Annotated in this window: 20 protein-coding genes; 9 read left to right on the top strand and 11 right to left on the bottom strand. The window is 56.3% G+C overall.

Annotation, left to right across the window (positions count from 1 at the left end):
* Positions 1–5: 5 nt before the first annotated feature.
* The 3 genes from XM38_RS22735 to XM38_RS22745 all read right to left on the bottom strand — a co-directional run bounded on the left by XM38_RS22735 (position 6) and on the right by XM38_RS22745 (position 2465).
* On the bottom strand, positions 6–1658 hold the full coding sequence (locus tag XM38_RS22735; protein WP_088431138.1) for a glycoside hydrolase family 3 N-terminal domain-containing protein: 1653 nt from the start codon (positions 1656–1658) through the stop codon (positions 6–8).
* On the bottom strand, positions 1655–2071 hold the full coding sequence (gene rbfA / locus XM38_RS22740) for a 30S ribosome-binding factor RbfA (RefSeq protein WP_088431140.1): 417 nt from the start codon (positions 2069–2071) through the stop codon (positions 1655–1657). The genes XM38_RS22735 and rbfA overlap by 4 nt, the downstream gene beginning before the upstream one ends.
* A 190-nt stretch (positions 2072–2261) precedes the next feature.
* Entirely contained in the window at positions 2262–2465 is a 204-nt protein-coding gene (locus XM38_RS22745; RefSeq protein ID WP_080805520.1) for a DUF751 family protein, read from the bottom strand.
* Positions 2466–2757: 292 nt separating this feature from the next.
* Here XM38_RS22745 and XM38_RS22750 point away from each other — a divergent pair, with 292 nt between their 5' ends.
* Positions 2758–3591 (top strand): DNA adenine methylase, encoded by an 834-nt coding sequence (locus XM38_RS22750; protein ID WP_080805519.1) that lies wholly within the window; start codon positions 2758–2760, stop codon positions 3589–3591.
* Between the two features lie 20 nt (positions 3592–3611).
* Here the strand turns inward: XM38_RS22750 and XM38_RS22755 are convergent, their stop codons facing one another.
* Positions 3612–3989: a hypothetical protein gene (locus tag XM38_RS22755; protein ID WP_187329520.1), complete on the bottom strand. Its 378-nt coding sequence runs from the start codon at positions 3987–3989 to the stop codon at positions 3612–3614.
* 369 nt (positions 3990–4358) lie between these two features.
* Here XM38_RS22755 and XM38_RS22760 point away from each other — a divergent pair, with 369 nt between their 5' ends.
* Positions 4359–8270, top strand: coding sequence for a PAS domain S-box protein (locus XM38_RS22760; protein WP_088431143.1), 3912 nt, complete (start codon positions 4359–4361; stop codon positions 8268–8270).
* Entirely contained in the window at positions 8267–10102 is a 1836-nt protein-coding gene (locus tag XM38_RS22765; protein WP_080805514.1) for an EAL domain-containing response regulator, read from the top strand. The genes XM38_RS22760 and XM38_RS22765 overlap by 4 nt, the downstream gene beginning before the upstream one ends.
* 199 nt (positions 10103–10301) lie before the next feature.
* Here XM38_RS22765 and XM38_RS22770 read toward each other — a convergent pair whose 3' ends face one another.
* Positions 10302–10610, bottom strand: coding sequence for a 2Fe-2S iron-sulfur cluster-binding protein (locus XM38_RS22770; RefSeq protein WP_080805512.1), 309 nt, complete (start codon positions 10608–10610; stop codon positions 10302–10304).
* Positions 10611–10719: 109 nt separating this feature from the next.
* Positions 10720–11856, bottom strand: coding sequence for a phosphotransferase enzyme family protein (locus tag XM38_RS22775; protein WP_080805510.1), 1137 nt, complete (start codon positions 11854–11856; stop codon positions 10720–10722).
* A 185-nt stretch (positions 11857–12041) separates the two neighbouring features.
* Here XM38_RS22775 and XM38_RS22780 point away from each other — a divergent pair, with 185 nt between their 5' ends.
* Positions 12042–12644, top strand: coding sequence for an alpha-ketoglutarate-dependent dioxygenase AlkB (locus XM38_RS22780; RefSeq protein ID WP_088431145.1), 603 nt, complete (start codon positions 12042–12044; stop codon positions 12642–12644).
* A gap of 21 nt (positions 12645–12665) precedes the next feature.
* Here the strand turns inward: XM38_RS22780 and XM38_RS22785 are convergent, their stop codons facing one another.
* Positions 12666–14177, bottom strand: a complete 1512-nt coding sequence (locus XM38_RS22785; RefSeq protein WP_088431147.1) for a UbiD family decarboxylase — start codon at positions 14175–14177, stop codon at positions 12666–12668.
* Positions 14178–14242: 65 nt separating this feature from the next.
* Positions 14243–14866, bottom strand: coding sequence for a pentapeptide repeat-containing protein (locus XM38_RS22790; RefSeq protein ID WP_080805507.1), 624 nt, complete (start codon positions 14864–14866; stop codon positions 14243–14245).
* Positions 14867–15284: 418 nt separating this feature from the next.
* On the opposite strand from XM38_RS22790, the gene XM38_RS22795 reads away from it, so the two are divergent.
* From XM38_RS22795 to pap, 5 genes are all read left to right on the top strand, one after another.
* Complete coding sequence (locus tag XM38_RS22795) at positions 15285–15980, top strand: DUF4333 domain-containing protein (protein WP_080805506.1); 696 nt, start codon at positions 15285–15287, stop codon at positions 15978–15980.
* A gap of 135 nt (positions 15981–16115) precedes the next feature.
* Complete coding sequence (locus XM38_RS22800) at positions 16116–16814, top strand: MotA/TolQ/ExbB proton channel family protein (RefSeq protein ID WP_080805505.1); 699 nt, start codon at positions 16116–16118, stop codon at positions 16812–16814.
* Positions 16815–16821: 7 nt separating this feature from the next.
* Positions 16822–17232, top strand: a complete 411-nt coding sequence (locus tag XM38_RS22805) for an ExbD/TolR family protein (protein WP_080805503.1) — start codon at positions 16822–16824, stop codon at positions 17230–17232.
* A 5-nt stretch (positions 17233–17237) separates the two neighbouring features.
* Positions 17238–17687 (top strand): ExbD/TolR family protein, encoded by a 450-nt coding sequence (locus XM38_RS22810; protein WP_080805501.1) that lies wholly within the window; start codon positions 17238–17240, stop codon positions 17685–17687.
* Positions 17688–17747: 60 nt separating this feature from the next.
* On the top strand, positions 17748–19229 hold the full coding sequence (gene pap, locus XM38_RS22815) for a polyphosphate:AMP phosphotransferase (protein ID WP_088431149.1): 1482 nt from the start codon (positions 17748–17750) through the stop codon (positions 19227–19229).
* 8 nt (positions 19230–19237) lie between these two features.
* Here the strand turns inward: pap and XM38_RS22820 are convergent, their stop codons facing one another.
* From XM38_RS22820 to XM38_RS22830, 3 genes are read right to left on the bottom strand one after another with little or no spacing between them, the layout of a single operon-like run.
* On the bottom strand, positions 19238–20086 hold the full coding sequence (locus XM38_RS22820; RefSeq protein ID WP_080805499.1) for a carbohydrate ABC transporter permease: 849 nt from the start codon (positions 20084–20086) through the stop codon (positions 19238–19240).
* Entirely contained in the window at positions 20083–20946 is an 864-nt protein-coding gene (locus XM38_RS22825; protein WP_080805498.1) for a Tab2/Atab2 family RNA-binding protein, read from the bottom strand. Before XM38_RS22825 ends, XM38_RS22820 begins: the two co-directional genes overlap by 4 nt.
* 46 nt (positions 20947–20992) lie before the next feature.
* Positions 20993–21868 (bottom strand): S1 RNA-binding domain-containing protein, encoded by an 876-nt coding sequence (locus XM38_RS22830; protein WP_088431151.1) that lies wholly within the window; start codon positions 21866–21868, stop codon positions 20993–20995.
* Positions 21869–21980: the final 112 nt, after the last annotated feature.

A 21980-nucleotide genomic window follows, 5' to 3' on the forward strand; every position in this document is an offset into this window, starting at 1 on the left:
GCGTACTAGTCGGTGAAGCTGAGATCGGTGCTGGGTTGGGGTTGACTCTCCAAGTCGAATAGGGCCGTTAGCGCTAACGTCTGAGCCATGGGCATTTGGCCATAGGTGAAGACATGGGGCAGGTGGGGTAAATAGGAATGGTAGGGATAGAGAGCATAGGGACTGCCGTAGATGACTAGGCCCTGCAGGGATTGGCTCCCCATCAGGGCATGGAACCAGCGATGGGCGACTGCGGTGGTGCCGGCAGACCCCCGAAAGGGATTCCCTCGAATGAATAACTGCAGCAGAGTCAGCTGCAGGGCGTCAGGGTGAGGCCATTGCTGACAGGGGCCGTTGTCGACCACGAGGATGTCATAGCCGAGACGCTGGGGGAGTGCGATCGCATCGCTGCTGCGACTAAGGACACGACAATCAATCACATCGTCGACGATAATCACCGTCTGCTTTGGGCCAGGAGCCTGGGGAGCAAGAGAGCCCTGACCACTCATCGAGTGGCGTAAAATTGTCTCAGCCGTTTGCCGGGTGCCGAGCTGAGCCAGCTGCTCCAGTGGCATCGGGGGAGGCGGCAGTCGTTCCCAGGCATGGTCATCCCCTGGGAACACCGATAGGGGCGTGCCCAGTTTTTGCTTGGCTCGCCAGATCCGCTCCACTGAGGTCAGGATACGCTCAGCCGACAACCGTCCGACTTGCACCGCTTCACAGAGAGCAGCAATCACCCCATCCGGATCGGCGGGCATGAGCAGCACATCAGCCCCGGCTTCCACTGCCAGAATGGCGGCTTCGTAGGGGCCATAGGCCTTGGTAATGGCTTGCATCACCAAGGCGTCGGTGACAATCAGGCCATCGAAGCCCAGTTCCTGCCGCAACAGATCGGTGAGAATGGCCGGGGAGAGGGTGGCGGGATATCGCTGATCTAACTGGGGCACTCGCAGATGGGCGGTCATGACGGCATCGACCCCGGCGGCAATGGCTGCCCGGAACGGAGGCAGCTCGATTTGCTCTAACCGTTGGCGGTCGTGGGGAATGACCGGTAAGGCCAGATGGGAATCGATGCTGGTATCCCCATGACCAGGAAAATGCTTAGCTGTGGTCAGGACTGGAAAGGCCTGAGTTCCTCGAATAAAGCCCTGGGCCAGCCGACTGACGCGGATGGGAGACTGGCCAAAGGCCCGCACGTTGATCACCGGATTCTCGGAGTTGATGTTGACATCGACGACTGGGGCCAGAATCCAATTGAGGCCAATAGCCGCGGCCTCCTGGGCGATGGCGCTGCCCATTTTTTCGGCCTGGGCGAGGGCAGCTTCCCAGTCATGGCGGGCCCAAGCCCCCAGGGCCATGGGCGGAGGAAACCAGGTGGCACCGCTAAACCGTTGCCCCACCCCTTCTTCGATATCGGCAGCCAGCAGCAGGGGGATATCGGCCCAGGTCTGCAGGGTGTGCGATCGCATCGCTATCTCTGCGGCACTGCCCCCCAGCAGAATGACGCCGCCAACCCCCACTTCCTGGATCCATCGCTGCAATTGGCCTTGGGTTGCTTCCCAGCGGGGATAGCGAATTTCGTGGTCAAACAGATGGCCAGAGGCCCGCACAACCACCATTTGAGCCACCTGCTGCCGTAGGGGCAGGTTACTGGGCGACGGTAACGCAGGCAGGATCAAGCGCTAGGGTCTCCCTGGACATCGGTATTGGCAGCGGCATCAGAGGCCTCCTTAGCACTGCGTTCCTGACTCAGTTGATTAATCAGGGACAAGACCCGGGTACCGCGCTCCACGGAGCGATCTTCTCGAAACAGAATCTCTGGGGTGCGTCGCAACCGCACCCGCTGCCCCAGTTCTCGTCGCACATAGCCAGTGGCAGCCCGTAACCCTTCCATAGTCTCAGCCCGGGCGGCTTCGGTGCCATAGATACTGACGAAGATCTTGGCATGTTGCAGATCCCCTGAGACAGCCACATCAGTGATGCTGACCATACCAGCCCCTACCCGGTCATCCTTGATGCCAGACATCAGCATCTGGCTGACTTCCTGTTTAATCAGAGACGCGACTCGAGCGACTCGACGACTGGTTGCCATACTCCACCTCCTGTTCGAATACAGTCCTATCCACACCCTTGGCACCACGGCTGACCCGCCGGCCTTCAGTCCGCTGAGCAGTGACGGCTTTTCTTGCTAGCCCCCTCTGAGTTGGGATGTAGCTCGGGCGGCAACAGGGAGCCAGTACCGTTTGCGGCTAAGGGGGTACGCTATGTCTGGCCCGAGTCCCTTAGCCGCCATTCAACCCCAGCATGGCTCGCAGGGTAAAGGTGAGAAATAGAAATGCCGCAATGACCGCACTGACCAGTGCCACAGCTGTGGTGGGTCGCTTCAGCAATGGCAGCAGGGGCTGCAGTGCGTTAAATAAAATGCCCAAGCTAAAGGAAATCAGATAGCGTGGGTAGCGCGAGGTGTTCCGGAAGAAGTCTTGCATGATCCTAACTAGGCGTTACCCTAAACAAATTCGCTGATACCGACTGCCAATACCACGTCTCTAAATGAGTCTCTAAATGACGGCTACGTAACTTGCGCTCCGGCTGCTCTACTGCCACGGGGTCTATTCCATGGGGTCTATTCCATGGGGTCTATGGCCGTAGCTCGGTACCCAGAGACACGGTACCAGGCCAGTAAGAAACCCCCTCTATCCTATCCTAAGGATGTTTCGCTGGCATTTAGCTACGATTTGTGAAAACATAGGCGAACATTCGTACCGCTACTCTGACTGCATGGTTGCTGCTGCGATCTCTGAGCTCAATCCCCGGCCCTTCCTGAAGTGGGCCGGCGGCAAGGGACGGTTAATCGAGCAATATCAGCCCTATTTCCCTAGCCACATCGATACCTACTATGAACCGTTTTTGGGTGGGGGAGCCATTTTCTTCCATCTGTCTGCCCGGATTAAGCGCGCAGTACTGGCCGATATCAATCCAGAATTGGTGAATGTGTATCGTTGTGTGCGAGACCAGGTAGACTGCCTGATTGAGCATCTACAGGATCATCAGAGATGCCACAGCCATGCCCACTACTATGCCGTGCGGCAACAACACTATTTACCGCCACTGCAACGGGCGGCCCGGTTAATCTATTTGAATAAGACCTGCTACAACGGACTCTATCGAGAAAATTCCCAGGGCCACTTCAACGTTCCCATGGGGCGCTACAAGACCCCTGCTATTTGTAATCCGGGAGGACTCAGGGCGGCTTCGGTGGCCTTGCAAGTGGCTCGCATCGAGGTCTGGCCCTTTGAGCATATCCTTTCTCTGGCTGGAGATGAGGGAGATTTTGTCTATTTCGATCCCCCTTATCATCCCATCAGTGTCACCAGCAATTTCACGGCCTATAACCGCTATGCCTTCACGGCAGCGGACCAACGTCGCCTGCAGCAAACCTTTGCTCGCTTGGCTTGGCGGGGAGTGCGCAGCATGCTGTCCAACTCTGATTGCCCCTTCATCCGAGAGTTGTATCGGGGCTTTCCCACCCACACCATTCAGTCCAGTCGGTCCATCAACTCCAATGCGCGGCGTCGCGGCAAGATCACAGAGTTGCTAGTGACCTCCTATTGATGGCCAGGACGATCTATGGCTTAGGCTTGGGGGCGGCGACGATGAATCTCAAAGGAAATCGAGCCCTGAGAACGATGGCCTGGCGGTGTCACTGCAGAGGGCAGAGATGAGAGAGACTGGGTTGAGGGGGTTTTTGCAGCGGATGAGGGGGACTCTTGGCCCTGTTCACCCCCCTTTGCCTTAGCGGGGTTGATGCCGGGCCCATCCTGCTGATGGGATTGAGCCTCAGGAGCTATCGCTTGGTTGGGAGGAGACCGACGATAATTGGATGCGATCGCAAGCACAATGCCTCCTAAGATCATCGCAGGAAAAGAGAGATCAAAAGACTGAACCCAACCTGCTTGGGCAACCCCTTGCAAACTCTCTGCAATCAGGAAGCACAGCACAAAACTAACCAACCACAATCTCATCATCTCATCCCGACTACACCAGTGGCCGCTAGAGGCAGCATACTCAATTGCCAGTCGCCTTGAGAAGAGCCAGGCTATCTTATGGCTACTTCCTGAATAAAGCGGCAAACTAAGCATGGGGGTGCTCTAGCCCTGAGCTGTAGTCAATGGGGCTACTACTGCGAGTGTGTTTTAAGGTATTACCATCAGGGCCAGTCCAACTTCCACCAGTCCACATTCCAGATGTTATAGCAATCCAGTAGACAACATTAGCAACCTACTTCAGCTAGGATGCCTAACTCTGCGGTGAAAATTGGGCATTATCAGAGTATCAGAGGATAGTTGTGTGCTTACCTGGTCATTTAATCCTTCCCTGTCATGGCCGTAGTTTCCAGTAATACCCCTGACCTGCGACGGCTACTGGTGTCCTCTCCCGGCCCCGTCACCCCAGAAATGTCGATGCTGCAGGCCTGGGAACTCAGTCACCTAAGGGACTCCGCAGGCATGACTGCCGAAATTCAGGCTGCCTTGGTGATAGCTGATGGCCGCCTGGTCGGATGGCTGCCGCTGTCGGCATGGGTGCAATTGAGTGTGGCTGGTGACTCATTAGCCGATACTCCGGTGGCGGCGGTCATGGTCCCCCCCGTCGCCGTGTTAAGACCAGCAGATTTAGTCGACGTCAATACTCTGGTAAGGCGGTTTCAAGACCATCGAGTCTCCGCCTTGCCTGTCGTAGATGAGTCCGAGCAGGTATTGGGCTGGTTACCCCAGAGTCACCTGCTAGCCATGATCGATTCCCTGGGGCAAACGCATCAGGTCAGCACGTTGCAGCAGCGGGTTACGCAACTGCAGCTGCAGCAGCGTGAGATTCGCTTCTTGCAAGCCCTGACCCAGAAGGTGGCCGCAGCCGATGACTTTGAGGTAGCCCTAGAAGTGGTGCTGGGTTACCTCTGCGAATTGACTCGATGGGACTGCGGCGAAATTTGGCTGCCGACGGCCGATGGGCAGCATCTACGGGCTGGCTCCATCTGTTGCTATAGTCCTGATGATATTCAAGGGTTTCGGCAAGCCAGCACACAAATCACCTTCGCCCCTGATCAAAGCCTACCGGGACGTGTTTGGAGCCGTTGCCAACCGGAGTGGATCGCTGATATTTCTGGAACGGTGCCGGGGGAATTTTTACGGTTGCAGCCGGCCCTAAACGATGGCATCAGAGCCGCCCTTGGCGTACCTATTCTAGCCGATCAACAAGTTGTCGCGGTCTTGGTGTTGTTGAGTCGGCAAGTCCAAACGTTGGATGCTGCCCTACTGGAGTTATTGACGTCGTTAGCGGTGCACTTGGGCCAGGCCATCCAGCGTAAACAGATGGAAGCGGAGCTGCGCCGTAGCGAGGCCACTAATCGAGCCATTCTGCAAGCCCTGCCTGACTTGCTGCTTCGGATGAATCGAGATGGCACCTACCTGGGCATGTTGAGTGGTGGTTCGGTGAAGGTGATATTGCCGCCGCAGGAGATTTCCTCTCCCTCGATATACGATTCCCTGCCCCAGGACGTTGCTGACCAACGGATTGCCTATGTTCATCAAGCCTTAGAAACAGGGCAAATGCAGCAATATGAACAGGTGTTTCAACTGGATGGGCAGACCTATTACGAAGAGGTGCGAATCGTGCCGCTGACTGGGGAGGAAGTGCTAGTGATCGTGCGGGACATTTGCGATCGCAAAGCCACGGAACAGGCTTTGCTGCAAAGTGAACAGCGCTTCCGCAGCATGTTCGAATATCATGACTCGGTGATGCTGCTGATTGATCCCGACAGCCAACAGATTGTTGATGTCAATCAGGCTGCCGTTGCATTCTATGGCTATACCCACGAGAGCCTGACTCAACTCACCCTGGCTGAGCTAAATCAACTGCCTCAGGATAAAATCCGGCAAATGTTGCAGCAAGCCAAAGCCAACGAAAGAAATGCATTCATCGTGCCGCATCGCTTAGCCGATGGCACCCTGCGTTGGGTGGAAAATCACTCCAGTGCCATCGAGTATCAGGCCCAGGAATTACTGTTTTGCATCATTCACGACGTTACCGATCGGCTAGATGCCGAGATTGCCCTGCACCAACTCAACCAGGACCTAGAGAAACGAGTCCAGCAGCGCACCGCCGCCCTGCAGCAGAGTCAGGCCCGTTATCAGGCAGTGGTAGAAGATCAGACCGAATTGATTTGCCGGTTTCTCGTAGATGGCACCCTCACTTTCGCCAATGCTGCCTACTGCCGTTATTTTCAGTTACCAGCCGCTCAAATCATCGGCAAATCAATCTGGCAATTGATTCCCGAGGCCAATCGCTCCCTGGTAGCCCGCCATCTCTATGCCCTTTCCCAAGACAACACCATGTCCACCTACGAAACCCAGACTATTTTGCCCGCTGGGCATATCGTCTGGCAGCTGTGGACCCACCGAGCCATTTTTGACTCGCAAGGACATCTACTCGAATATCAGGCAGTCGGTCGCGACATCACCGAACGTAAGCAAGCCGAAATGGCCCTGAAAGAGAGTGAAATGAAGTTGCGACTGTTTATTGACCATGCGCCGGCGGCAGTAGCCATGTTCGATGGACAGATGTGCTACATTGCCGTCAGCGATCGTTGGCGCCGGGATTATTGCTTGGGGGAGCGTCCCCTGATTGGCCAATGTCACTACGATATTTTTCCCGACATGCCCCAGCGGTGGCATCAGATCCATCAACGCTGTCTGGCTGGGGCCGTCGAAATCTGCGAAGAGGATCCCTGGCCCCGTACCGACGGCTCGCTGAGCTGGTTGCGCTGGGAGGTGCGTCCCTGGCATCGAGCCGATGGCACCATCGGTGGCCTAGTGATGCTGACGGAGAACATTAGCGATCGCAAACGAGCCGCCGAAGAATTGCGCCAAACTAATGCCGCCTTAGAACGGGCCACTCGCCTTAAGGATGAGTTTCTGGCCAATATGAGCCATGAACTGCGCACCCCGCTCAATGCCATTTTGGGATTATCTGAGGTCTTGCAAGAGCATGTCTATGGTCCCCTGAATCAGCGCCAGACCAAGGCCATTACTACCATTGAGCACAGTGGTCGTCATCTCCTAGAGCTGATCAACGATATCCTAGACCTCTCCAAGATCGAGGCGGGTAAATTCGAGCTGCAGCCAGCAGAAGTATCGGTGCGTCGGCTCTGTGAGGCCAGCTTAGAGGTGGTGCAACCGATGGCCGCCAGAAAAGCCATTGGCCTCAATGTTGACAGGGCCGACGCCATAGACTGTATTTGGGCCGATGAACGGCGGCTGCGGCAGGTATTGATTAATCTCCTGACCAATGCCATTAAGTTCACCCCTGATGGTGGCCAAGTGACGCTCAGCATTAGTTGGGCAGAAACCGATCTGCCAATGGTCTCCCCTGCGGCTAATCAGTTGGCGTCAGCGACTGATGCCCCTGCAACTTCCGCTTCAACGGAGACGGCCCCGTTTCCCGCCGAGGTGACGCCGTCATCCCACCCGATGATCGAATTCGCCGTGACCGACACCGGCATTGGCATTGCCCCAGAGCATGTCGATCGTCTGTTTAAGGCCTTTGTCCAGATCGATAGTCGCCTGAATCGTCAGTACAGTGGTACCGGTCTGGGCCTGGCTCTGGTGAAGCGCATTGCCGAACTCCATGGCGGCGATGTGGCCGTCACCAGCCAGGTGGGAGCAGGTAGTTGCTTTACAGTGCGGTTACCTCAGCCCTCGTTGGCCTCAGCCGATACGGTAGCGGCTAACGGCAATATGAGGCTATCAACCGTTCCCTCATCGTCAGGACATCCCGAACCGACTACTGACTCGCCGCGACCATCAAATCTGCAGGATCAGGGGCATGGCAGAGCTGCATCCCGAAGACATCATCTCACCATTTTGTTGAGTCATGACAGTGACGCCACTGCCGATACCTGGGGGGATTATCTAATGGATAAGGGATATGGTGTCATCAAGGCGACCGATGGCGAAACAACCCTAGCCTTAGCCAGAGTCCATAGACCCGACGTTATCCTGATGGATATTCCGACGCTGGGTAATAGTGAGGTAGAGGTCATTGGCCAAATCCGCCAAGAGCCGGAACTGCAAACGGCGTTGATTGTTGCCTTAGTTGCCATGCCGATGGCGGCGGAGCAGCAACATCGCCTGGAGGCAGAGGTGGATGCCTACCTGACTAAACCAGTGCGGTTGCGGCATCTGATCGAGACATTGCAACATCTAGTGACCTCATCTTACCGTTCAGAAATCTCATGATTGCCACCGAGTCAGCCATCATCCTGGTCGTGGATGATGAATCAGACAATTTCGATGTCATTGAGGCATTGCTGGCCAATAATGCCTATCAGCTTCACTATGCCTCCAGTGGCAACAAAGCCCTAGAACGCCTGGATCGTCTGGTACCAGATATGCTGCTGCTAGATGTGATGATGCCGACTATGGATGGCTTTGAGGTTTGTCGCCAGATTCGGGGCAACCCGGCCTGGCAGTCGCTACCCATCATTCTGATTACGGCATTAGACAGTAAAGAAGATCTGGCTAAAGGTCTAGAGGCCGGGGCCGATGACTTTATCAGCAAACCGGTCAATCGGGTGGAATTGCGGGCCCGCATTCGCTCTCTGTTACGGATTCGTCGGCAACAGCAAGCGATTGAGCATCTTTACCAGCAGGTTCAGTCGGTCAACCAGCAGTTAACGGCTTTCAATTGTGCCCTGGAGCGGCGGGTGCAAGAGCGCACGGCTCAGTTGGAACGGGCTTACTTCTATGACGGCCTCACCCAGTTGCCGAGTCGAGCCTTGTTGCTGGATACCATCGAGCAGATCCTAAGGCAGCCGGAACCCAGCCCATTTGCCCTGCTATATCTAGATTGTGACCAATTCAAGTTGGTCAACGGCTCCCTAGGCCATGAGATTGGCAATAAATTGCTGGTAGCCATTGCCTCTCGTCTGCAGTCACTGCTGCGCCGTGGCGATCACTTGGCTCGATTGGGGGAAGATGAGTTTTGCTTCTTCTTGCAACCCCTAGCCTCAGTGGAGGCATTGCGGCAGTTTGCTGAGCGAGTGCTGGACAGCTTCAATGTGCCCTTTTGGATAGATGGCTATGAAATCTACATGACGGTCTGCATCGGCATGACTCTCAGCCGAGCCGAGTATGACCATGCCCAGGTCCCGTTACAGGAAGCCGACACGGCTATGTACCAGGCTAAGTACCGCGGGGCTGGCTCTTGCCAGCTGTTTGACTATCAGATGCAACGGTCTGCCCAGCAGCGATTGCAGCTAGAGCATGATCTGCGTCACGCCCTTAGTAACCAGGAATTATTGGCCTGCTATCAGCCGATTGTTGACTTGACCCAGCAGCAGATCGCTGGGTTTGAGGCATTGGTACGGTGGTATCCGCCCACCGGGACTCCCCGCTCGCCGGGAGAGTTTATTCCCTGCGCTGAGGAAACTGGCCTGATCGTGCCCATCGGCATGGTGGTCTTGCGCCAGGCTTGCCAGCAGCTATTGGATTGGCAGCGGCAGGGCTATGAGCATCTGTTCATGAGTGTGAATCTGTCGGTGCGTCAGTTTTCCCATCCCACCTTGGTGGAAGACATTGATGAGGTGCTCAGGGACGTGGCGATTGATCCCGGCTGCCTCAAGTTGGAGATCACGGAAAGTGCGATTATGGAAAGTCCTGATGTTGCTGTTGCCCTGACCCAGCAGTTGCGATCGCGCCGGATTCAACTCAGCATCGATGACTTTGGCACCGGGTATTCTTCTCTGAGCTATCTAAATCGCTTTCCAGTAGATAGCCTTAAAATCGATCAATCCTTTGTTCAATCCATGGAGACTGACTCCAAGAATGCCCAGATCGTGGAGGCGGTAGTGGGACTAGGCCATGCGCTTAACATCAAGATTATTGCCGAGGGTATCGAAACAGCAGAGCAGCTGAATCACCTCTGCCAGCTGGGCTGTGACTATGGTCAGGGGTACTTGCTAGCCCAACCGTTATTGCCAGATCAGGCCACGGTGCTGTTGCAAAATTTTGACTCTACAGTGGCGGCTGACCATACCCCATCGAGTTGGCGCTCCATGGCTTCTCCGTAAATAGTTGGGGCTAATTGCCCGGGAACTCTTACAGAGCTTTAAGTCGCTTATTGGGGGCTGTCAGCGGTCTTGCATAAGCGTTCACGGCTATCCTGCCAGGCTGGCGCTTGGCCAGGCGGTTGGCAAGTCCAGCTAGTGCGAGTCCCCGCCGCTGTTTGAGTAACAGGGCGAGGGAAATAACCGGGACAGACTGATACGCTTACAAAACCTCTTCTTCTTGATGGGTGAGGATAGTGCAGTCGGAGGTGGGTTTACCAATGCAGGTGAGCACGTAGCCCTCCTCGATTTGGTCCTCGTCTAACTGCATCTGCCCTTCTTGATCTAAACTTTCTCCCTCTAGAATTTGTCCAGCGCAGGTGCTGCAGGCACCAGCACGGCAGGAGTAGGGCAAATCTAGGCCATATTCAGTTTCGGCCACATCAAGGACGCTTTCGTCTTCAGGCACCTCAATGGTTTGGTCTAGACCTTCGGCTTCGTTGACTAGGTGTACTTGATAAGTGGTCGGCATAGAGGCATCTCCTGCATGTCTACATATGATATTTAAACGAGATTTAAGCGGGGCCTCTTCCTTCAGAAGAGAGGGCTCGCAGCGGCAGGTTTATCTCTCTATTGATACACTATGGACTCCGTAGCAGCTCGCCAATGAGCTGCTGCATGGCTGCTGCCTGGGCTTCGATACGCTCGGTCAGGCGAAATTGCACTAGAGCTCGCATCAGGTTGTGGTCAGGATGGCTGGCCCGGAAGTAGACGTTGCCTGCCAGGTAGTCGGTGAAGAAGCGCAACCCTAATTCGAAGGCGATCAGGCGAGTGGCGTCATAGATATAGTGGTAGTCGGCTGGGGTGAGATAGGCATGGGCAGCGGTGCAGTAACCCTGTAGGAGGGCCTGGCAACGGTCGAGGTCGAAATCTACGGTGTCTAGCTGTTCGGTTTCTTCACCAGCTGGATTGCAGCCTGACCGCAGGCAATCGCCGATGTCGTATTGCACTAGGCCGGGCTTGACGGTGTCCAAATCGATGAGACTGACAGCTTGGTCAGTCTGGTTGTCGAAGAGGACATTGTTGACTTTAGGATCGCCATGCATTAAGCGCAATGGCAGCTGTCCCCGAGCTTTGGCAGTTTCTAGGACAGGAACCAGGGCGGTGCGATCGCAAATACACTGCCGACAATAGGCAACTTCTGGGGAGTTGGGAACGGTGGTAGTTGCCTGCACCTGCTCATAGTGGGCCAAGTAGCCAGGGGTAATGTGAAAGCCCTCCAGGGTATCGGCCAGGCGGTGAGGGGAAAGGTCACTGAGCAACCAGTGGAATAGCCCCAGGGCATAGCCCACTTCCTTGGCCTGGTGGTCATCTTGCAGAGTCTCAACCACCTGGGTGTTGGCCACGAAGCTAAGGGCCCGCCACAGAACCCCAGTGTCATCTATCCAATAGTCGTCCCCGGCGTCAGTGGGCAAGAGTTGGGGCAGTTCCCACCGTCGGGGCAGGGAGGCGTGCTGTAGGCGTTGCTGCCCATGCTCGTTAACCGTTCGCAGGTTGCTAATCACCTGTTGGGGATGGGGAAAGACGCGGGGGTTGAGGCGTTGCAGCACGAAGGGCTGCCCCCTATGCACCTGTACCAGGAAGGTGTGGTTGATGTTGCCATGGCCTAGGGGAGCCAGGTGGGTGACTGGCCCCTGGGCAAACCGCTGGGCAATAGCCAGGATGGCTGACTGATTCTGACGGGAGGTGACCAAGGAGCCGGGGCGCTGGGATGACATGAGTCGCTTTCCATGGCAATGCTGAGGATATTATGGGCTGTTGGGGAATCACCGCCAAGGATGCAATGTGATGGCCATTAGTTAAGCCGCTCAGAGGGGCTAGACCGGCCCTGAAGGACCATCGCACCCGAAGAACCATCCTCTACCCTAGGCTTTGAGGTTTCCCTCGCGCGTGTGCTTGCTCTATGTACCCAGGATTTCAGTGCTACCCCTTAGATGCCCATCACCGCCTCTGGCAGGGTCGGTTGCCGCCGCACCTCCTACCCAATTCTCAGCAGTTCGAGCATCTCTGGACCCTGCATCCCAGCACTTACCACACCATCAAGGTGTATGGCCACACCGTGGCCACCCCCCGCTGGGAGCAAGCTTACCAGCGGGCCTATTGTTACTCGGGAGTCACCCATGCGGCCTTACCCGTGCCCCTGACCCTCTACCCACTGTGGCGTTGGGCCCAAACCATCATCGATAGCCGCCTCAATGGCATTGTCCTGAGCTGGTACGATGCTCGCCTAGGCCACTACATCGGCAAACACCGCGACAGTCGGCAGCAGCTTATCCAGGGGGCTCCCATCGTTACCATCTCCCTGGGCCACCCCCGAGTTTTGCGGCTGCGTCCCTGGCGAGGTCAGGGCTACCAAGACTTTCCCCTCGCCCATGGCACCGTTTGTCTGCTGCCCTACGACACCAACTTGGCTTGGACCCATGAAGTCCCCGCAGCTAAGCGGTTTCCGGGCCGACGCATCGCCATGTCACTGCGTGCATTCGCAGATGAGATGTCAGGGCAATGATAAAATGCTGCTGCCAGCGCCTCAGCGAATGTCGTAGCCAAACAAGTTAGGGTTCACCTGATCGAGTCGCAAATCGCCGAGGCCATACTCTGCCCAGCGTTGATCCACCCGGGCTGCCATCTCCGGGTCAGGCCGCAACTCCTCACTCCAGGGCCGATCGGTTTCGGGATAAATCTTGGTAGTGGCATCGATGCCCATGCGACTGCCCAGCCCCGGCCTCACGGTGGCAAAATCTAAGCGGTCGAAGGGATTATCCGGCAGGATAAACACATCCCGCACCGGATCTACCTTCGAGGTCACGGCCCACATCACCTGACGCGGATCGCGAATATTGATGGCCTGATCGACCACAATCACGAACTTGGTGTAGCTAAACTGGGGCAAAGCCGACCAAAAGGCCAAGGCTGCCCGCTTGGCTTGCCCAGGATAGGACTTATCGATCGACAGCACCGCTGCCTTATAACTGAGCCCCTCCATCGGCAGAAAGAAGTCCTGAATCTCGGGCACCTGTTGCCGCAGGATCGGAGTGTAGATGCGATTGAGGGCAATGGCCAACATGGCATCTTCCTTGGGCGGGCGACCACTAAAGGTGGTCATGTAGATGGGCTGTTGGCGATGGGTGAGGCAGTGAAAGCGCAGCAAGGGGGCCTGCTCATTCACCCCACCGTAATAGCCGATATGATCGCCGGCCGGACCATCCCACTGCTGTTTCTCCGGGGTAATGGTGCCCTCTAGCACGATCTCAGCCATGGCCGGCACCTCTAGATCCACGGTTTTGCACTGGGCTAGGCGAACGCCTTCGCCGGCATAGAGTCCGGCAAATAGCCATTCAGAGAGGTCTACGGGCAAAGGGGTGGCCGCCGCCATCACCAGCAGGGGATCGACGCCAATGGCCACAGCCACCTCCAGCTTTTCACCCCGCTCGGCGGCTTTGCGCAGATGACGGCTACAGCCCCGCACCGATAGCCACTGTACCGTCATGGTGGTTTGAGACTGCAGTTGCAGGCGGTAGACACCCACATTGGGGACCTTAGTCTCCGGATCTTTGGTGATCATGAGGCCCAGGGTAATCACCTTGTCGGCATCCCCTGGATAGACCCGCAGCAGGGGGAGTTGGGTTAGATCGACCTGGTTACCCTTCCGCACTACCTGCTGGCAGGGGGGCAGCAGATCTCGCCTGGGTTTGGCTTTCAGGACGTCGAAGAGGGCCTTGCCCAATTCCACCGCTTGGGAGAGTTGCTTGGGGGGACGCAGTTGATACAGCAGGGCTAGTTTCTGACCCAGGCGTTCTAAGTCTTGGGGCTGCTCCATATCCATAGCCCAGCAGACCCGTTCCACGGTGCCCATGACATTGATGGCTAGGGGCATGTCTGAGCCCTTGACCTGCTCGAACAGTAGGGCAGGGCCTCCGGCCAGCAACAGGCGGTTGGCAACTTCAGCAATTTCTAAGTCGGGATCGACGGGAACTCGAATGCGTCGCAGTTGATCCCGCTTTTCTAAGCGTTTTAGGAAACCTCTCAGGTCTCGCGCCATAGTCAGAATAGGATGCAGCACACCCCCTTATTATGGACAGCAATAGGATAGTCAGGGGGAGCTGATTAGTCGGTGTCGATGTCTTTGGCGGCTAAATGGTTGGCCAGCCGCGTGTAGGCAGCGATGTTATCCCAGGATACCGCCTGACGTTCGCCGGTGTCGCCGTCCTGGCTCCAGCAGCGGCCATCGGGCATGACCGTATAGCAGAGATAGGCCCCTTCTAAGTAGGTCTCAGACAGGTCAGTATCCACCAGGTTGGCCCCCATCAGATTGGCTCCTCGCAGGTTAGTCTCCCGTAAATTAGCCCCCCGCAGGTTGGCTGCGATTAGGTTGGCCCCGGCTAGGCTGGTGCCCTGCAGAGTGGCCTCGCTCAAGTTGGCTCCGCTGAAATTGGCGGTGCTGCATAGGGCCCAAGACAAATCGGCTCGGCTGAGGTTGGCCCGAATCAAGTCGGCCCCGAGCAAATTGGCTCGGCGCAAGCTGGTCTTTTGCAACCGCGATCGCACCAGAGATGCCCCTGGTAAAAAGGCATCGTCTAGGTTAGCTGACTGTAACACAGCATCACTTAGATTCACCCAAGGCAGGTGTACCCCGGCTAAGTTAGCGTGGGTTAACATCAATCCCTGAAATGCGATCTGTCCAGATTGATACTGTTGGATTAAGTGGTGAACCTCAACCGAAAAGGCCATGGTCTGTAGACGCGTGTAAGGGGGTGATTAGCACTGGCCCGGAGACCTGTTAGTTACCTCTTCAACTGTTAATACCATTGTCAGGGAGATCTATCAGTGATATCCGTCAGTGATCTCTAGGAACTAGGTTGCCTACGGCGGTGAGGTTGCTGTCAGGTTATGGGGCCACGGGCTGCTGCGAACAAACCGCCCGGGAATTTGCAGCATGGGGTGGTATCTTGAGGCTGCGGCTGCATGCAAATAGGCCTCCCAAACAGTCTCTGAGGCGGATAAACAGTTGAGATAGATGCTTGGGATAGATGCTCCTAAATCCTAGCACTGCCATTAGAGAACCGTTAGGCTGGGCTTAATCTTCCGTTTACCAGGACAGGCCGTGCCAAAATTTATAGTGGGACTCTGGGCCTGAGGATGCGATCGCATGACTATCCCTCTGACTATTCGTCATCATAGTGTCTGGGCACTGGCAGGGGTATGCTTGGCCGCCTGCAGTAACCAGCTCAATACCGCTGACATCGAAGCCACCATCGAAGCCGAGATCGAACGTCAGGGATACCGCCTATCCCTGGCCGAGGTGCGCTGCCCTAACACGGTGCCGCGGCAGACCAACCATTATTTTCGCTGTGTGGGGGAATTGGACTCAGAGGAGACCTTTACCATCAACGTGGTGCAACAGGATGGCCAGGGCACCGTAGAGTGGGAAGTGCCCAACTCCAAAACCATGCTGAATCTGGTTAAGGTGGAAACGCGCATTGCCGAGGGTCTGGGTCAGGCCCTGGGGCAGCGGGCCATCATTGACTGTGGCCATACCTACCGGACCAACCAGCCAGGAGATCGCTTTGAGTGCCAAGTAGTCGGTGAGTTAACGGACGGTCGCGATCGCATCGATGCCGTGTTGGTGATGCCCGAGCCCGACGGGAACCTCACCTGGCAAGAATTGCGTCAACCGATCCCAGCGGCAGCAGGGACCTCTACGGCCAGTACTGCTCCTGCTCAGGAAAATGCCAGCTCACCCCAGGTAGCCGCGACAGAGTCCTCGGTGAAGACCACAACCGTGAGTGGCCCCGGCAATCGGCGGCAGGTCAACCGTCCCTACCTGCCAGGGGACGATGACTAACGATGGGCTCTTAACCTCCATTTAGGCTGTCGCTAGGGATGGCTTAATCTATCGGCCGTGGTCTTTCGCTAGGCTAACGGTGAATCCGAATATAGTGGCAGTGACTGCATACGGGCTAAGGGGGCACCGCGAGGGATGACGACAGTACTCGATTTTTTAATCAAGGGTGGCCCCGTGATGGTGCCCATCCTGGGGTGTTCGGTGTTGACCATGGCCACAGCCTTAGAACGAAGCCTGTTTTGGACGCGACTCTTGCAACGAGAAGGGCGCATCGTCAATGAGGTTCTAGATGTGGCCCGGCGAGACTTGCATGAGGCGGCTGCCATCGCCGCCCAGGCCCAAGATCTGCCCATTGGTCGCTTCCTATTAGCGCCGCTGCGGTTGCAGCGCCCCTCCCCCGAAACCTTTCGCCTGGCCATGGAAACCGCTGGGGATCGAGAATTTGTCACCATGCGCAAGGGGGATAAGCTGCTGGAGACCATCGTGGCAGTGGCACCTTTGCTCGGTCTTCTCGGGACTGTGACTGGCCTGATTGCCACCTTCGGTAATCTCAACATCGGCGGCGGTGGCACTGGCGAGCAGGCCTCCCGGGCGGCAGCCGGTATTGGCGAAGCCCTGATCACCACAGCGGCAGGGATGGTTGTCGCCATTTTAGCCCTACTGATCTTCCGGGTGCTGGTCAGCTTGCAGGCCCAACAGATGGATTATTTTTCGGAAGCGGGCAACGAATTAGAGTTGATCTATCGGCAATACTGGTATGAACCGGCCCAGCTCCCCCCTTCGTCGGAGCGAGGCCTGCCAGCTGGGATAGGGCCGGAACGCTACTCGGGATAGCACCACCATGCGGTTTCGCCAGCAGCATCAGGCTAAGTTACCCCAGGTCGATCTGATTCCCATGCTGAATGTGATGATGGGAATTTTGGCCTTTTTTGTCATGATCACCATGACCCTGGGCAGCGAGCAACTGATCGAGGTGCAATTGCCGGCGGAACAGCAACCAGATGAGCCGGCCCCCCTACCTACGGATCCCTTTATCGTCGAGTTGGCGGCCCCAAATCAGGTGCGCCTAAACGGCCAACCCATCGATGTGCCCACTCTGCAACAGCAAATGGAAACCTATCTGGGGCGCAATCCTGACAACGTGGTGTTTCTGTTGCCCAATCGTGACCTGCCCTACGAAGACGTGATGCAATTCCTGGGAGAGATGCGGGCCGTGGGCGGCGATCGGGTGTCGTTGGCCATTGAGGAGTAGCCGCCATGCGCTTTCGTCAGCGTCAGATGCGATGGCCAAAGGCCGGTCGGAGACCATCGCAAGTTCCCGAGGTCAACCTCGTCCCCATGATGGACGTGTTAATGACCGTGTTGACCTTTTTCATCATCATTTCCATGAGCCTCACCGGCCAGCAGCTACTGAATGTCCGCCTGCCCCAGATTCTAGGCGAGGCCGATGAGCTGGTCGAAGACGAGACCAATGTCCGCCTAGAGGCCCTGATCGTCGGCCTAGACGCCAGCGGTGCCCTGCTCCTAGATAATGAACCCGTTGCCTTCAGCCGGGTAGCCCAGCGCATTCGTACCTACTTCCAGGAACATCCTGATGGGCGAGTCATTCTCAAGGCCGACCGCAGCCTCAGCTATGAGCAAGTAGCCACCCTGTTAACCGACCTGCGTGACATCGGCGGCAACCGGGTCTCCCTGGCAGTGGAATAGGGCCATAGGCCCGATCCCTTCAAAATTCCCTCTAAAATGGGGCCAAAGGTAGGGATCACCATGTTTGAGTCGGCAGAACTCGGCCATACCATCGACAAAGCCACCTACGCCGCAGCGGAACCCCCGTTGCGGGCCGACTTACTGGATGCGCAGTTCGACGTCGCCGAGGCCAAACAGTTCGCCGTGATCATTTTGGTCAGTGGCGTCGAGGGGGCAGGCAAAGGCGAAACCGTTAATCTGCTCAGCAAGTGGATGGATCCGCGCCATCTCATCGTTCACGGCATGGGAGTCCCCTCCGATGAAGAACGGGAACGGCCCCCCATGTGGCGGTTTTGGCGAGCGCTGCCAGCGCAGGGTAGGATTGGCGTCTTCTTTGGCTCCTGGTATAGCGACCCCATCGTGGGCCGGGTTCAAGGCGATTACGATGCTGCCGCCTTGGAGCAGCACCTGCAGACCATTGTCCACTTCGAGCGCATGTTAGTGGCTGAAGGGGTTTTATTGGTCAAATTCTGGTTCCATCTCTCCAAGAAACGGCAAAAGAAACGCCTCAAAGCCCTAGAAAAAGATCCCAACACCCGCTGGCGGGTGACGAAAGCGGACTGGAAACGGTTCAAACACTACGATGAATTTCGAGCCGTCTCAGAACGAGTCCTGCGCACCACCAGTACGGCAGAAGCCCCCTGGTTTGTCATCGAAGGCACCGACGAGTGCTACCGCAGCCTCATGGTAGGGCGCATTCTCCTCAATGCTCTGCAGCAGAGACTGCAACAGCTGTCCCACACCGAAAAGCGGATCCTGGCGCCGCCCCTGGTTGCCCCCATCGATCAGCGCAACATCTTAAATACCCTAGACCTCTGCCAGTCCTTACAAAAATCGGACTATAAAGACACCCTAGAACACTACCAAGGCCGCCTCAATCTACTGGTACGGCAGCTATCAGAGCGACAACGAGCCTTGGTTGCCGTCTTCGAAGGCTGGGATGCCGCCGGCAAAGGCGGCAGCATTCGCCGGGTCACAGGGGCCCTTGATGCCCGCTGGTATCGGGTGATTTCGGTGGGAGCTCCCAGCGAAGAAGAACAGGCCCAACCCTATCTCTGGCGCTTTTGGCGCCATATTCCCCGCTGGGGACGGGTCACCCTTTTCGATCGCTCCTGGTATGGGCGGGTACTGGTGGAGCGGGTGGAGCACTTTTGTCCCGAGGCGGCCTGGATGCGGGCCTATGGTGAAATTCGTGAATTTGAGCAGCAACTGGTGCAGCATCGAGTCGTCTTGGCTAAATTCTGGTTGCACATTTCCAAAGACGAACAACTGAAGCGATTCCAGGAGCGGGAAACTGTCCGGTTTAAGCGCTTTAAGATCACTGAAGAAGATTGGCGCAACCGGGCCAAATGGGATGAGTACGAACAGGCTGTCTGTGACATGATTGACCGCACCCATACCGATAGGGCCCCATGGACCCTGGTGGAGGCTAATAACAAGTACTATGCCCGCATCAAAGTGCTACAGACCCTGTGCCAGACCTTAGAAGCAACCTTTGATTAACGGCCTGGCTAACCCTTCAGGCCACTGCCGGATTCCGTAGGCACGATATACCGCTGCAAAAATACAAATACCAACACTACCGGCACCATCGAAATCACAGACCCCGCCGCAATCAAGCGCCAGTCTAGAGAAAAACTGCCGGCCAGTTTGGCCACCCCCAGGGGCAGAGTATAGTATTCCGGTTGATCTAGCACAATCAGAGGCCAGAGAAAGTCACTCCAGGAGCCGATGAACACAAAAATCGCCAGCGTCACCAGGGCCGGGCGAGTCGCCGGTATCATCACGTTCCACCAGATGCCCAGTTCGGAGCAACCGTCCATGCGGGCTGCCTCCTCTAACTCTTTGGGGACTCCCTGAAAGGCCTGGCGCATTAAAAAAATACCGAAGGCAGAGGCCAGGGACGGGAAGATAATGCCCAGGTACGTATTCCGTAAGCCCAACTGCACCGTCAGGATGTAGAGGGGAATCATCACGATCTGAAACGGAATCATGATGGTAGAGACCACCAGGGCAAAAATCGTATCCCGACCACGAAAGGTCAACCGAGCCAAGGGATAGGCGGCTAAGGAACAAAACAATAGATTCAAGCCCACCGTTAAGACTGCCACTACGGTGCTGTTGAACAAGTAGCGGCCAAAGGGATTACTCTGCCAGACCGTGACGAAGTTCTCTAGGGTCGGGGTCTCAGGAATAAATTGGGGAGGGAACTCAAAGATATTTTCGCTGGAGGACTTAAACGAGGTGCTGACTAACCAGGCCAGGGGCAGCAGCATAGCCAGGGCAATGGCAATCAGCAGTACATACAGCCCCACCGTTCGCCACCGAGGCGAGGGCCAGAACTGACTTAACCGAATCATCCCAACGTTAGCTCCTGCAACAACCAAAATCCGGTAAAGGCTTCGGCCTCGGGACTGGTTTGGACCCCGATGAAGTGCACCTGATTGGCGGCTCGTTTGGCGGCTTCAAAGTTTTGGGCTTCGGTTTGAGTTTGGGCAGTGGTGAGATTGGCCAGTATCCAGCTATCGGCAGCCCCGGTTTCTAAAATTAAACGCGGTGTCTGACGCTGTTCCACCCAGAGATAGGCCAACTCCAATCCCGATAGCCATCCTGCTAAGGGCAATGCCCGGGGCGAGAAGATCAAGATGCCGGGGATGGGAGTATCGGGGGTAACGCCAGCCATCTCTGGGGGAAAGGCATCGGCAAAATCAATGGACCATTCTGGCATCTCAGCAAAGGCGTTCGCTTCCAGAGTGACCAGGGCCCACTGTTGGCCTAGGAGGGCATCGGGTAACGGTCTGGGACTGGGGGGTGGAGCCGCCACTGAGGGGGATGGGGCGTTGGTATAGCCTGGATGGGTGGGATAGACGTCCCGATGGCGCTGCTCTAGCCATTGTTGCAAAGCCAAGGTGCGACGGCTGGGTCTAGCCGGAATGCCGATTTCCTCACAGGCTCGGCTGATCATGTTCTGCATCTGGTAGCGAAAGAAGCGAATGCTATTGGGAGGATTGGGAGCCTGCTCTATTGCCTCGGCTAGGGCTTGCTGCAACTGAATGGAGTTGACCTCGGTGTTGGCCAGGTATTTGCTGTAGCAGAAGCGCTCTTGAGAAGGGGCTTTGACGTCTTGAAAGCCTTCACAAATCAGAACTTCCCAGCGTTTTTTTTGGCGCTCATCCAGAATTGGACGGGAGTACAGGTCTAATTCCCAAACCGTTGCCATCGTTTAGTTGCCAGTCAGTGTGCACGGGAATCTATCGTTGCGGTGCCTAGGCCTCTCGCTCTGCCAACAGCTCAGCTACATTTTGGTGGCGATCTTCGGCAGTGGCCATCACGGTCGGCATATCCTTGAGCATTTCGCCCGGGTATTTCTCTAACACCTTAGTGGATAGAGAAATCCGCTGGCGAACGTCATCGAGATCGACGATCACGGTTTTGATGGATTGGCCAATTTGGAATAGGTGAGCAATGGAATCGACGTAGCTTTTACTGATTTGGTTGATATGCAGCAGTCCGGTGACACCATCAAACTCCACGAAGGCGCCGAAGGGCTTGAGCCCTGTGATGGTGCCCTCTACCAGTTGGCCGATTTCTAGGGTGGCCATGGCCTGGCTGCGGGCCGCCTGCCGCTGCGACAGCACTAGCTTGTTGCGCTCGGGCGAGACTTCCAGCAGGCTCACCCGTAGGGTTTGGCCGACTAGGGCTTCTAGGTCGTCGGCTGCCAGCAGATGCGATCGCGGAATAAAGGCCCGTAACCCTTCCACATCGGCCAGCACCCCGCCCTTGTTGGTGCCAGTAACTTTGACCTCCAGGGTGGCATTGTCGGCTTGCCAGGTGGCCAGCTTTTCCCACAGGGCCTGCAGCTGTAATTGCCGCAATGAGAGTAACACCTGACCGTCAGCGTCTTGATCGCGAATGACCAGAAAGTCGTAACTGTCCCCGGCGGTCAGTACATCCTCTAGGTGAGATAGACGTTTTAGGGAGGCTTCTCGTAGCGGCAAAAAGGCCGCAGCCTTGCCGCCAATGTCCACATAGGCCCCATCTGAGTCCATAGCGATCACCATCCCCTGCACCACACTGCCCGTTTGAAAATGGTAGTCGTGCTGTTCGAGGGCCTTAGCGAAGTCTTCCGCAGAAAAAGTCAAGCCGACGATCTCCTGAATGCCAACTGAGTCGGAGCCGAGTCCGATTAGTAGTATTCACTATAGCAAGGGACTTCCCTATCTCCATAGGCTGAGCCTCTGGCAGGGGGTACAC

This window comes from Halomicronema hongdechloris C2206 (assembly GCF_002075285.3).
Taxonomy (GTDB): domain Bacteria; phylum Cyanobacteriota; class Cyanobacteriia; order Phormidesmidales; family Phormidesmidaceae; genus Halomicronema_B; species Halomicronema_B hongdechloris.

Bases quoted from the DNA above. Each gene is read 5' to 3' on its own strand.
- XM38_RS22770 (WP_080805512.1), bottom strand. From the start codon at position 10,610: ATGCCGACCACTTATCAAGTACACCTAGTCAACGAAGCCGAAGGTCTA.
- XM38_RS22810 (WP_080805501.1), top strand. From the start codon at position 17,238: ATGCGCTTTCGTCAGCGTCAGATGCGATGGCCAAAGGCCGGTCGGAGA.
- XM38_RS22765 (WP_080805514.1), top strand. From the start codon at position 8,267: ATGATTGCCACCGAGTCAGCCATCATCCTGGTCGTGGATGATGAATCA.
- XM38_RS22745 (WP_080805520.1), bottom strand. From the start codon at position 2,465: ATGCAAGACTTCTTCCGGAACACCTCGCGCTACCCACGCTATCTGATT.
- XM38_RS22760 (WP_088431143.1), top strand. From the start codon at position 4,359: ATGGCCGTAGTTTCCAGTAATACCCCTGACCTGCGACGGCTACTGGTG.
- XM38_RS22795 (WP_080805506.1), top strand. From the start codon at position 15,285: ATGACTATCCCTCTGACTATTCGTCATCATAGTGTCTGGGCACTGGCA.
- XM38_RS22775 (WP_080805510.1), bottom strand. From the start codon at position 11,856: ATGTCATCCCAGCGCCCCGGCTCCTTGGTCACCTCCCGTCAGAATCAG.
- XM38_RS22820 (WP_080805499.1), bottom strand. From the start codon at position 20,086: ATGATTCGGTTAAGTCAGTTCTGGCCCTCGCCTCGGTGGCGAACGGTG.
- XM38_RS22785 (WP_088431147.1), bottom strand. From the start codon at position 14,177: ATGGCGCGAGACCTGAGAGGTTTCCTAAAACGCTTAGAAAAGCGGGAT.
- XM38_RS22780 (WP_088431145.1), top strand. From the start codon at position 12,042: ATGTACCCAGGATTTCAGTGCTACCCCTTAGATGCCCATCACCGCCTC.
- XM38_RS22800 (WP_080805505.1), top strand. From the start codon at position 16,116: ATGACGACAGTACTCGATTTTTTAATCAAGGGTGGCCCCGTGATGGTG.
- XM38_RS22805 (WP_080805503.1), top strand. From the start codon at position 16,822: ATGCGGTTTCGCCAGCAGCATCAGGCTAAGTTACCCCAGGTCGATCTG.
- XM38_RS22790 (WP_080805507.1), bottom strand. From the start codon at position 14,866: ATGGCCTTTTCGGTTGAGGTTCACCACTTAATCCAACAGTATCAATCT.
- XM38_RS22750 (WP_080805519.1), top strand. From the start codon at position 2,758: ATGGTTGCTGCTGCGATCTCTGAGCTCAATCCCCGGCCCTTCCTGAAG.
- pap (WP_088431149.1), top strand. From the start codon at position 17,748: ATGTTTGAGTCGGCAGAACTCGGCCATACCATCGACAAAGCCACCTAC.
- XM38_RS22825 (WP_080805498.1), bottom strand. From the start codon at position 20,946: ATGGCAACGGTTTGGGAATTAGACCTGTACTCCCGTCCAATTCTGGAT.
- rbfA (WP_088431140.1), bottom strand. From the start codon at position 2,071: ATGGCAACCAGTCGTCGAGTCGCTCGAGTCGCGTCTCTGATTAAACAG.